The organism is Mesocricetibacter intestinalis (assembly GCF_004363295.1).
Lineage (GTDB): Bacteria > Pseudomonadota > Gammaproteobacteria > Enterobacterales > Pasteurellaceae > Mesocricetibacter > Mesocricetibacter intestinalis.
Map to the genome: position 1 here is coordinate 177,844 of NZ_SNYQ01000002.1, position 9,558 is coordinate 187,401.

Below are 9,558 nucleotides of genomic sequence, written 5' to 3' on the forward strand. Positions count from 1 at the left end.
CTATATTTTAAACGGTCGCAAAATAGCGGCCGTTTTTTAATGGGAAATGAATTGGCATTAAAAATATTTTTAAATGATTATTGAAAAATATAAAGTGCCTTGATTTATTTCTCCGATAGTAGAAATAACGATATTACTTGCGGAGAAAAATAAAAAGCAAGGGGAACATAATAAAAATTGAAAACTTTATAATTAATATCATGTTATTGCACTAAGCTAAAAATAAATTTCTATTGCCAATATTTTTTCTTTGAGGTTTTACCGATTCCCGGATTAAAACTGTTAGTAGGATCCAGAGATTGATAAAATTTGCGTAATTCGGGCTTCGCCGTATATAAATGGCCGACATTATGTTCGGCAGGGTATTGGGCACCCCGTTGTTCCAAAATCTTTAACATTTCCTCTTCCAATTTTTCAGTATTGCAGCCTTTTTTAATAATGTAATCCTGATGGAAAACATGACAGATAAAATGCCCGTAGTACAGTTTATGTATAATTTGCCCGTTGATTTCTGCCGGTAGGTTTTCAAACCAATCGGCATCATTACGGCGTAGCGCCACATCCAAAGCCACGATTTCTTCTACTTCCTCGGAATGAACGGCACGATAACGGATTGCTGCAGAAGCGACGGCAAAACGGTGCAACATTGCCGCCTGGGTTTCTCGCGCATTACATTCAAAATAGCCGCCTTTTTCGCTGTTTTTGAAATAATCCGCTAAATAATCGCGTGCTTCCTGCACCCCCGTACCGCCCATTTTCAAGATTAAATGATGCTCATAGCGATCACGATATTGCCATAAACTCCGGGGTAAATGTTCCGGCAGGAATTTAGCGAACAGCTGCATAAATTTATCGCTGAGATGAGAAGGTAAAAAAGCGAACTTTTTACTTAAGCGATCAACATTGGCTTTTAGCTTAAACAGTTTCGGCAACCGATCCGTACCGAATTTTTTTATCACCCAGAACGTATCTTTACCGTAGCGGGCGGCAATATCGAAAGCATCGCGATGAATATATTCACCGGAAATCGGCAATTGGGCAAAATTCGATAATATATGGCGGCGCAAATCGTTTAGTACCGAAGTTTGATTGGTACCTATATAAAATACCGCAGTATCCCGTTCTAACAGAAAGGTATCCAGGCGAACGGCAAATACCGCTATTTTTCCCGCACTGCCGGAAGCTTCGTAATGTCTGGCAGGATCCGCATTAAACCTTGCCGGCGAATCCTCATTTACCTGTCGAACATGATGACAATAATTGTGATCATGGCCGTTTCCGCAATTTTGCTCAATATCTTGAGGGCGATAATGATGATTCTGCAAGTTGGTTAAAATTTCTTCCGCATCATCGCCTAAATGAATACCTAAATGGTTTTTCAGTTCCAGTTCGCCATTTTCATTTAGCTGGGCGAAAAGCGCCATCTCCGTATAGGCCGGTCCTCGTTGTACCAATGCTCCGCCCGAATTATTACATATTCCGCCGATTACCGAAGCGCCGATACAGGAGGATCCGATAACGGAATGGGGTTCTCGTCCGTATGGCTTCAAGATATTTTCTAATTGGTTTAATGTGGATCCCGGAAAACACACCACTTGTTGTCCGTTATTTATCGGCTGAATATGGGTTATACGCATTGTATTTATAATGATAACCGGCCGCTCATAATCATTACCGCTCGGGGTTGAACCGCCCGTTAATCCCGTATTGGCGGCTTGATTGATAATAATCGCATCCTGCTCCACACAGGCTTTCAATACCCGCCAAAACTCCAGCAAATCCGCAGGGCGTACAACAGCCAGCGCATTTCCCGTGCCGAAACGATAACCGCTGCGGTAAGCCTCGGTTTTTTCCGGCTCGGTTATAATATGAGAGGAAGTAACTATTGCGGTTAAAGTTGAAATTAGTCGCTTTGCCTGTTGTGTACTCATTTTGTTATCCCTTTGTAAAAACAAAACAATATTGTAACAACGAAGAAAAAATATGATCTGAATAAAACTTTGAGGCTCATCGCAAAATATGAAAATTTGCTCTGTGTTATGGTAAAACCGATATTATCAACCTGTTGTTGCAGCATGAGGGTTGTTTAGTAAAGGATACCGGTTTGTTCTGGAATTGATGTTAACGGATTAATCCTCATCATTAATCTCAAGCAGGTTAAAGGATAGGCGAGTTTCAATTGTATTCCTGGCGCTGCTTACTGAAAATAACTATTTTTTCCACAATATTCAGTAATTCGTTACGTTCATTATTTTCCAAGTCTTGTAGTAAGCGCACCAGCTGTCTTGCTTGATCCATACTGCGATTACTGCTGTCGGTAACCAGATCCGCCACTTCACAATGAAAAATTTCCGAAAGTTCAATTAAACGTAGAATTGTGGGTACTGTTTTACCCCGCTCCATACGGGATACCGCATCGTTACTCATATCCAGAATTTCGGCAAGTTGTGCTTGTGTTAAACCTGAAGCCTGTCGATATTTAGCGATTGCCCGTCCTATAGTAAGCATTAATTCTTCATTCTTATTCGGCATTCTATTCTCCTTTGATAAAGGAGTAATAATAACGCTTGACTTCTTTACTTAAACTGCGTTTAATTCTTATATTAGACCTTAAAGGTCTATTTTTTTAGGTTATTGTTTCTGTCGGGCCGGGCGATAAAATTTAAAGAAAAAAAGCAAAAATTTTTTATACGACACAAGCTGACGCATCAAAATAAGAATTTTTGGTTAAATTAGCCCATATGAATAAGCATGGAGCTTAAAAATGAAGAAGAATAATGTATTAGCACAGCGTCTAGCCCAGATACTCGGTCAGCTTAACCTGGGGAAACGCCTGGATATCCACCAGGTGGCGGAACAGTTTGATGTTTCGTTACGTACCGTTCAGCGGGATATTAACCGTCTGGATTTTCTGGAATGGGAAGAAAAAGGCCCCAGATTTTATAAAATTAATCGTAAGAAATTAGGCTTTCTTACCGAAGAGGATATCCGGCGTTTTGCTCTTTTTGTCAGCGTGGCGGATCTATTTCCTAAAATCGATCAGCAGTTTTATCAAGAAAAACTCACTCAAAGCGTACAAGTCAAAGGTTTTCAATATGAAGACATCAGCGGGCGTGAAAAGGAATTTAACCAATTAAATCAAGCGATCCAAAATAAAAATCTTATCAGTTTTAAATATACTAAATTAAATACGAAAGAAGGAAAGTTTTATAAAGTCGCCCCTTATAACCTCACCAATAAAAGCGGAATCTGGTATCTCATCGCGACAGATAAGGATAAACAAAAAACCTTTTGTTTTACCCAAATTAATGGGATAGAAATATTAGATGAAACTTTTATGCCTAACGAAAAATTAATTGGAGAAATTAAAGAAAACGACAGTATTTCCCATGGTAATCAAATCGGTGAAATACTAATTAAGGTTTCAGCTTTTGCCGCCCCTTATTTTTTGCGACGAAATTTATTACCTAATCAGCGCTTAGTGCATAAATCGGAAAGCGGCGAATTAATTCTTGCCAGTCAGAATGTCAATGAATGGGAAGTGATTCCTCTTGTACAGTATTGGATTCCGCATTTAACTATTATTAGCCCGGATGGTCTACAAGAGAAAATGATCGAAAAGTTACAACATTATTTATCAAATAATAAGTAGGTAAATTATGTATCAAATTGATTTTAATTTTTATCAAGCCGAAGCTAGAAAATTAATTAATGAACGCCGTAGTTTTGAAATCTGTAATATTGCCGTTGCAGATATGTTAGCCGTAAGTCAAGATCTGGAAAATTATATGGAAAGCCAATATCTAAAATGCAGAATCTATACTAAAAATCGCATTGTTACCGGCTTATCAGGCTTTCTTAATCCGGCTTGGGGAATATTGTCTTTAGTGTCTATTGCAGCACATAACTTGGTTACTTACGATCCCGATTATGAAATTGGCAGAGATATTGCTAATAATCGTATTGAGGTGATTTGGAAAAAGTAGTTTATTCACAATAACATATAGGAGAAAAATATGTTTGTACAAAACTTAAATAGAGAGCAACAATCCGTATTACTTTATTTAGCCAGAACAGTTGCGGAAGCAGATGGTTCTTCCGATGAATTGCAAATGGGCATGGTTGATATTTTGCTGAAACAATCGGAAGAAGGTATTTCAGAACAAAATATCGCTATAAATGATTTACCTAAGATATTTAATACTGAAAGAGCAAGATGTTCATTATTGCTTGAGTTATTAGGTGTCGCCTATGCAAATGATGATTATCATATTGAAGAAAGAGATCTTATCACTTTGTATGCAAATAAATTGTCTATTTCAAATGAAAAACTAAAAAAATTAAGTGATTGGATTGAAAGACAATTTGATTTATCAAAAGAAATTGAAACTTTATTAAATTAATTTATAGGAGAAATTAATATGCCTTTACCGTTTGTTTTAGCCGGAGCTGCTGCTGCAACTGTAGGATTTGGATTTAAAAAAGCTTGTGATGGCTATGGGAAGAAATCTGAAGCTACAAAAATGGTTAAGAATGCAACCCAGCAGTTTGATTTTCAAAAAAGAGATTTCGAAAATAAAAATAAGGAAACAACTAAGCTTTTAGATTCATTGGGCAAATTACAGCTAAAAATAGGGAATGATTTTCACGAGTTTAGAAATATTGCAGATGACTTATTGGCAAAAATTGAAAAATCTGAAAATAAAGAAATTAAAGTTAATTTACCGGAATATAAGTTAAATAAAATTGCCGATTTATCTATTTCCGCTACCACCTATTTAGGACAGCTAGGGGGTGGTGCCGCGGCGGGTGCGGCAGCTGCCTATGCCGTATATGGCGGGGTGATGGCTTTTGCAGCAGCTTCAACCGGAACACCTATTGCAGCATTATCAGGTGTTGCGGCATATAATGCAACATTGGCAGCAATTGGGGGCGGTTCGTTAGCCGCAGGTGGTTTTGGAATGGCCGGTGGCGCAATGGTATTAGGGTTTACCGTTGCCGCACCTATTTTTGCAATTGCCGGATGGGGATTTGATAAATACGCAGAAAAAGCCCAGAGAGAAGCCTCTGAGTACCAGAGAGAGGTAATTGATGCTATGGATAAGATGAAAATTTCTATCAGAGCATTAAATGAAACCATTGCCTATGTAAAATATTTGTCCTCTGAGTTAGAGCGTATCTATCAAGAGTTTTATAAATATTTTGAACAAATTAAAGCGATAAGTGTTTTAATAAAAAATGGTGTGTTAAGTTTTGATTCGTTAAATGAGTATGTACTTATCACTATTGATAATGGATATCAAATGGCTGCGATATTAACTGATATTATTACTATACCATTATTTAAAGTTAAAAAAGATATATCAGGTGCAGCTATTATTAAAGATGATACTCCTGAAATGGAATTAGACCAAAACGGTCTCCAAGTATTAAATAATGAAGAAATTAATTATTATTTAAGAAAAGGAAAAACAGAAGAAATAGAAAAAGTTATTCGATAACCGTTAATCTTTAGCGAGATATTGCTATCTCGCTAATTTTTTACCCAGAGGAAACTTATGAGCATTTTAATCAATAAAGAATTTGATTGGTCTAAAGAATTAGAACAAACGGTTGTTAAGTCTTTAGCAACTACATTCGGATTGGATTTTTTATTAATAGAAGATAAGAGAGGCGGCGATGTAGATACTATTCATAATGTAAGAAATAACATTTGGGCAACTGAAAAATCGAAAGAGAACTATGATAATAGAGGAAAGTATAATAGTCATTCATATCATAGTCATCAAGATTATAAAAAAATGGGTAAGGATACTAAAGTAGAACAAAAATCAGATAATTTGGTAGATAACTACACGGGAAAGAAAATCACATCAAAAAATGATAGAGAAGTTGACCATGTTATATCGGCAAAGAAAATTCATGATGATCCGGGTAGGGTTTTATCTGGATTGGTTGGTGAGGATTTAGCTAATGATAAATCGAATTTAAATGCTACCATATGGGAAATTAATAATCCAAAGAGACATCATTCTGTAGAGGATTTTATCACTAAAATTGCACCTGAAAAAATTAAGAATTTAGAAAGATCTATAGAGGAAAATAAAAGTAAATTATTAAACAATCCATCTATGGATAGAAATAAGAAAGAGAAATTGGAAAAAACAATAAATACACATATAAAACAAAAAAAAGAATTAGAAGAACTTGTGAAAAACCCTGATAAAATGAAAGAGGTTGATGAAAAAGCTAGAGAAATATATAACAAAAAAATTAATTGGAATTATTATACAAGCTCGAGATTTTTTAGTGCTACAGCAAAAAATATGCATGGTAAAGGAATGCAGATGGGAACCAGACAGGCTTTAGGTCTCATATTGGCAGAAGTATGGTTTGAGTTAAGAGAGCAAATTCCAGAGATTTATAATAAGAATAAATTAAACTTTGAATTTAAAAGTTTTATCCATGATGTTTCAATAGCATTGAAGAATATTTGGTTTAGAGTTCAATCTAGATTTAAAGACTTATATAAGATATTTAATGATAGCTATATTGGAGGGGCATTATCTAGCTTGACTACAACTATAATTAATATCTTTTTTACAACAGAAAAGATGATTGTAAAAATGATAAGAGAATTATGGAATAGTTTAGTAGGTATTATTAAATTGATTTTCTTTAATCCTAATAGATTGGCAATGGGAGATTTACTTAGAGAAGTTATGAAATTATTAGCTTTTAGTATCTCTACATTAGTAGGTGTTTATATTAATGAGAAATTAGAAGCCGTATTAAGTAGATTTAAAGATTATGGAGAATCTATTGCGGCATTTATTAGCGCATTAGTAACCGGAATATTAAATTTAGGATTTGTTTATTTTTTAGAACATAGTGAAATCACACAAAAAATTTGGACTTTCTTGAATCAGTTTAAATCCAAATATCAATTGGAAAATCCAATAGATTATATTAGAGAGGTAAATGTTGAATTAGATCGTTATTTAGTAGAACTAACCAGAATCGAATTTAATATGAATCCTGCTGAGTTGGCGGAATTTAATATGGCTTTAGTATCAACTAATAATGAATTAGAACGTAATTTAATTTTACAAAGTGAGATTAAGCGTCGGAATATTGAATTACCTTATGTGCCAGGTAATACGGAAAGCATCAGAACTTTTTTAAAAAGCAAATTTGATAAGGTATGAATATAACGGAATTTCCCTGTACTGCTTGTGGTAAATGTTGCCGTCGAGTAAATCTTAGTGAACAAACTCTATATTTAGATCGGGGTGATGGTATATGCCGATATTTTGATGAAAAAACCAACCTATGCTCTATTTACAAAAGTAGACCTTTAGTTTGTCGGGTAGAGGAGTATTACAAAGTTTATTTATCTCATATTTATAGCTGGGATGATTTTGTTAAAATAAACTTAGAGATTTGTAATAAACTATAATATATAAGGAGAAATTATGTCTGAAGTTAAAGATATTTTATCTGAATCTGTTTTATCTAGAGATAAGTTTATCGAGAATTACCAAGATAAAACCTTTAATTCAAAAGATATTAATAATGGATTTATACGAGAATTAATTAATCACCATATTAATTTTTCTATTAAATCGTCAGATATTAGTCGTGAAGCTTTACGGGTTGAACGTATTATGGAAGATGCAGGTTATAAATGCCGTATTTATACTGAAAATAGAGCTACAGCTATGGGAGCTTCATTTTTCGGCGGTATTACCGGGGCTATAGGCGTTGTTTCAGCTATAGGTATTGCTGCTCATAACCTGGCAACCTATAACCCGGATTTTGAAATTGGGAAAAATCACTTTAATAACCAGATAAATATAACCTATAAAAAGTGATTTGTTATTTAATATAAAACTATACTAACTCAATATATCAGGCATAGATAATATTATAAAATATTTTTACTATGCCTATTTTTTAGTAAATAGAAGGGGTTGTGATGTCTAAAAATATTAATATGGAAGCATTTTATCAACTGGTGAAATGGGCAGATAAATATAAAATACCAGAGAGTATTTTTCCAAGGGATATTAATAAGTTAAGTGAAATGGAGGAATTATATTTACATTTTGGAAATTTAAAGGAGCTTCCTGAAAGTTTATCTTGTTTAAAGAATTTAAAAAAATTAAGTATTATAAATTATGGCCAATTAACTCATTTGCCGGATAGCCTAGGTAATCTATCGAATTTACAAGAGTTAATTATTCATAATTGTGAGAAATTAACTTATTTTCCGGATAGCTTAGGTAATTTATCTAATTTAAAAAAAATAATTATTTGGTATTGTGAAAAATTACCTTATTTACCGGATAGTTTAGGGGATTTATCGAATTTACAAGAATTAGATATTCGTAATTGTGATCAATTAACTTATTTTCCGGATAGCTTAGGGGATTTATTGAATTTACAAAAATTAGATATTGGTTTTTGTAATCAATTAACTCACTTACCGAATAGCTTAGGGAATTTATTGAATTTAAAAACATTAGGTATTTGGCGTTGTGAACAATTACCTTATTTACCGGATAGTTTAGGGAATTTATCGAATTTACAAGAATTAGATATTGCTTTTTGTAATCAATTAACTCACTTGCCGGATAGCTTAGGAAATTTATCGAATTTACAAGAGTTAAGTATTCATGATTGTGATCAATTAACTTATTTGCCGGATAGCTTAGGGAATTTATTAAATTTACAAAAATTAGATATTTGGCGTTGTGAAAAATTACCTTATTTACCGGATAGTTTAGGGAATTTATCGAAATTACGAAAATTATCTATTTTGATGGGAAATTTGACTATCTTACCAGATAATTTAGGGAATTTATCGAATTTACAAGAGTTAAGTATTCATGATTGTGATCAATTAACTTATTTGCCGGATAGCTTAGGGGATTTATTGAATTTAAAACAATTAATCATTTGGCATTGTGAACAGTTACCTTATTTACCGGATAGCTTAGGGAATTTATCGAATTTACAAAGATTAGATATTAATTCTTGTTGGAAATTAACCTACTTACCGTATAGTTTATGGGGTTTATACAATTTACAAAGGTTAGATATTTGTGAAAATAAATTAACTAAATTACCGGATGGTTTAGGGAATTTATCGAATTTAAAAGAATTAAATATTCGTAGTTGTGATCAATTAACGTATTTGCCAGATAGCTTAGGGAATTTATCGAATTTACAAGAATTAAATATTCGTAGTTGTGATCAATTAACGTATTTGCCGGATAGCTTAGGGAATTTATTGAATTTACAAAGATTAACGATTGAAGGTTGTAATGAGCTAGCTCACTTACCGGATAGTTTAGGAAATTTATCGAATTTACAAAGATTAGATATTGGTTATTGTAATCAATTAACTAGCTTGCCGAATAGTTTAGGGAATTTATCGAATTTACAAGGATTAGATATTGGTTATTGTAATCAATTAACTAGCTTGCCGAATAGTTTAGGGAATTTATCGAATTTACAAGGATTAGATATTGGTTATTGTAATCAATTAACTCA

General features: G+C 33.5%; 10 protein-coding genes (1 of these 10 only partly in view). 8 read left to right on the plus strand and 2 right to left on the minus strand.

Going from position 1 to position 9,558, the window contains the following annotated elements:
* Window positions 1–230: 230 nt before the first annotated feature.
* Both dld and EDC45_RS03625 read right to left on the minus strand, forming a co-directional pair.
* The gene (gene dld, locus EDC45_RS03620) at window positions 231–1,931 is read right to left on the minus strand and encodes a D-lactate dehydrogenase (RefSeq protein WP_133543551.1); all 1,701 of its coding nucleotides are present in this window, start codon (window positions 1,929–1,931) and stop codon (window positions 231–233) included.
* A gap of 244 nt (window positions 1,932–2,175) precedes the next feature.
* Window positions 2,176–2,532 (minus strand): helix-turn-helix domain-containing protein, encoded by a 357-nt coding sequence (locus EDC45_RS03625; RefSeq protein ID WP_133543553.1) that lies wholly within the window; start codon window positions 2,530–2,532, stop codon window positions 2,176–2,178.
* A 232-nt stretch (window positions 2,533–2,764) separates the two neighbouring features.
* On the opposite strand from EDC45_RS03625, the gene EDC45_RS03630 reads away from it, so the two are divergent.
* The 8 genes from EDC45_RS03630 to EDC45_RS03665 form a co-directional block, all read left to right on the plus strand.
* Window positions 2,765–3,652 carry a helix-turn-helix transcriptional regulator gene (locus EDC45_RS03630; RefSeq protein ID WP_133543555.1) on the plus strand — a complete coding sequence of 296 codons (888 nt, stop codon included), beginning with the start codon at window positions 2,765–2,767 and terminating at the stop codon, window positions 3,650–3,652.
* Window positions 3,653–3,659: 7 nt separating this feature from the next.
* Window positions 3,660–3,986 (plus strand): hypothetical protein, encoded by a 327-nt coding sequence (locus EDC45_RS03635; RefSeq protein ID WP_133543557.1) that lies wholly within the window; start codon window positions 3,660–3,662, stop codon window positions 3,984–3,986.
* A gap of 30 nt (window positions 3,987–4,016) precedes the next feature.
* Complete coding sequence (locus EDC45_RS03640; RefSeq protein ID WP_133543559.1) at window positions 4,017–4,403, plus strand: DNA repair protein; 387 nt, start codon at window positions 4,017–4,019, stop codon at window positions 4,401–4,403.
* Between the two features lie 18 nt (window positions 4,404–4,421).
* Complete coding sequence (locus EDC45_RS03645; protein WP_133543561.1) at window positions 4,422–5,501, plus strand: chemotaxis protein; 1,080 nt, start codon at window positions 4,422–4,424, stop codon at window positions 5,499–5,501.
* 57 nt (window positions 5,502–5,558) lie between these two features.
* Window positions 5,559–7,208, plus strand: a complete 1,650-nt coding sequence (locus EDC45_RS03650) for a phage tail family protein (protein WP_133543563.1) — start codon at window positions 5,559–5,561, stop codon at window positions 7,206–7,208.
* Entirely contained in the window at window positions 7,205–7,459 is a 255-nt protein-coding gene (locus EDC45_RS03655; RefSeq protein WP_133543565.1) for a YkgJ family cysteine cluster protein, read from the plus strand. Before EDC45_RS03650 ends, EDC45_RS03655 begins: the two co-directional genes overlap by 4 nt.
* A gap of 16 nt (window positions 7,460–7,475) precedes the next feature.
* Window positions 7,476–7,874, plus strand: a complete 399-nt coding sequence (locus EDC45_RS10380; RefSeq protein ID WP_208107244.1) for a hypothetical protein — start codon at window positions 7,476–7,478, stop codon at window positions 7,872–7,874.
* Between the two features lie 122 nt (window positions 7,875–7,996).
* Window positions 7,997–9,558, plus strand: partial view of a leucine-rich repeat domain-containing protein gene (locus tag EDC45_RS03665; RefSeq protein WP_424960658.1) — the 5' portion only. It continues 958 nt past the right edge of the window; the window shows 1,562 of its 2,520 coding nt (coding positions 1–1,562); its start codon is at window positions 7,997–7,999; its stop codon lies off the right edge, out of view.